Source organism: Streptomyces sp. NPDC054840 (assembly GCF_053611065.1).
In genome coordinates, this window is record NZ_JBSGZP010001069.1 from 1 (window position 1) to 1,561 (window position 1,561).

The following is a 1,561-nucleotide window of genomic DNA, read 5'->3' on the forward strand; positions in this document are numbered from 1 at the left end:
GTCCGGGCCCGGCCCCCCGCTCCCCTGCGGCGGCACATGACGCGGGGTCTCTGTCGCGGCCGCCGCCGCGGCCGGCTCGGTGACAGCCACGAGTGTCGGTCCTCCCGCACTGATTGCTCTTCCGGATTGCGTCTCGAACATGAACGCTGCTCCCCCATCCCCCGTACGTACCAACGACGGTGACGGCGGAGGATCACGGGTTGACTCAAGATCCTTGTCCCGCAAGGGGAGAACGCCAGGAACCACGGCCCCGGCCTGTGTCGTCCTGGGCGACAGCGGCATAGTGGGGCCCTGCACTCCACTCCTCGAACTCCCAGGGGGACGAACGACATGCGACCGAACCGACCGGTCACCGCGATTCTGTGCGCGGCCACGCTCGCGCTGACCGCGGCTGCCTGCGGCCCCGGCGACGGGGAGGCCGGCGGCGACGCCAAGCCGACCGTGGCGGCGAGCCTGCCGGGCCAGGACGGGATAAAGATCCCCGACCAGCTCAAGGACAAGCTCAAGGAGCACGGTATCGACCTGGAGAAGTGGAAGGGGGGTGAGTGGAAGAACTGGAAGAAGGAGGACTGGCTGCGCGAGGCGGGCGACTACATCAACCCGGTCATCGAGGGCCTGTGGGACCCGGACCGCATGCGTGACGCCGAACAGCCGCAGCGCCCGGCCGTCGACCCCGACGCGGGCAAGGACCAGGGCGTCACCGACCCGACCCCGGCACCGGTGGCGGCCAAGCAGGCCAACCCGCCTTACCACACGAGCGTTCCGGCAGCCGGCAAGGTGTTCTTCGACGGCCCCGAGGGCTCGATGGTCTGCTCCGCGACCGTGGTCAAGGACCCGGCCCACCCCGGCAAGTCGAACATGGTGTGGACCGCGGGTCACTGCGTGCACGCGGGCAAGGCCGGCGGCTGGTACCGCAACATCGCCTTCGTCCCGTCCTACAACAACGCGGGCAAGCCGGCGGCGCAGCTCAAGGGCGCCCCCCGCGAGCAGGTCGCTCCGTTCGGCGTCTGGTGGAGCGACTGGGCGCAGACCTCCGACCAGTGGATCGCGGGCGGCGGTCCGACCGGCGGCGCCGGTGCCCCGTTCGACTTCGCGGTGCTGCACGTGGCGCCCGAGAAGGGCAGCACCAAGTCCTTGGAGGAGACGGTCGGTTCGGCGCTCCCGGTGGAGTTCAACGCGCAGGCCGTGCAGAAGGTCGGGAGCGTCACGGCGACGGGCTACCCGGCGGCGGCGCCGTTCGACGGCCAGCGTGCCTTCCAGTGCACGGACAGGCCGGGCCGGCTCTCCCTGAACGCGAGCGACCCGGTGATGTACCGCATCGGCTGCACCATGACCGGGGGTTCCTCCGGTGGCGGCTGGGTCTCGGCGGGCTCCGACGGCAAACCGGCGCTGGTGTCGAACACCTCGATCGGCCCGGCCAAGGCGGGCTGGCTGGCCGGACCCCGGCTGGGCCCGGAGGCGAAGGGCATCTTCGACGCCGTCAGCCGCAAGTTCAAGTAGGCCAAGGAGCCCCGAACCCCTGGCGTGACCGAACGGCTGAGGCCCCCCTGCGGTGCAGGGG

1 protein-coding gene is annotated in these 1,561 nt (G+C 71.2%); it reads left to right on the forward strand.

Annotated elements, in window-relative coordinates:
- The first annotated feature begins 330 nt into the window (after positions 1-330).
- A complete protein-coding gene (locus ACWGIU_RS37570) occupies positions 331-1,500 on the forward strand; it encodes a trypsin-like serine peptidase (protein ID WP_453712538.1) in 1,170 nt (389 codons plus the stop codon).
- Positions 1,501-1,561 lie beyond the last annotated feature (61 nt).

What these genes read in the sequence shown, in the direction of transcription:
- ACWGIU_RS37570 (WP_453712538.1), top strand. Translation starts at nt 331, where the DNA reads ATGCGACCGAACCGACCGGTCACCGCGATTCTGTGCGCGGCCACGCTC.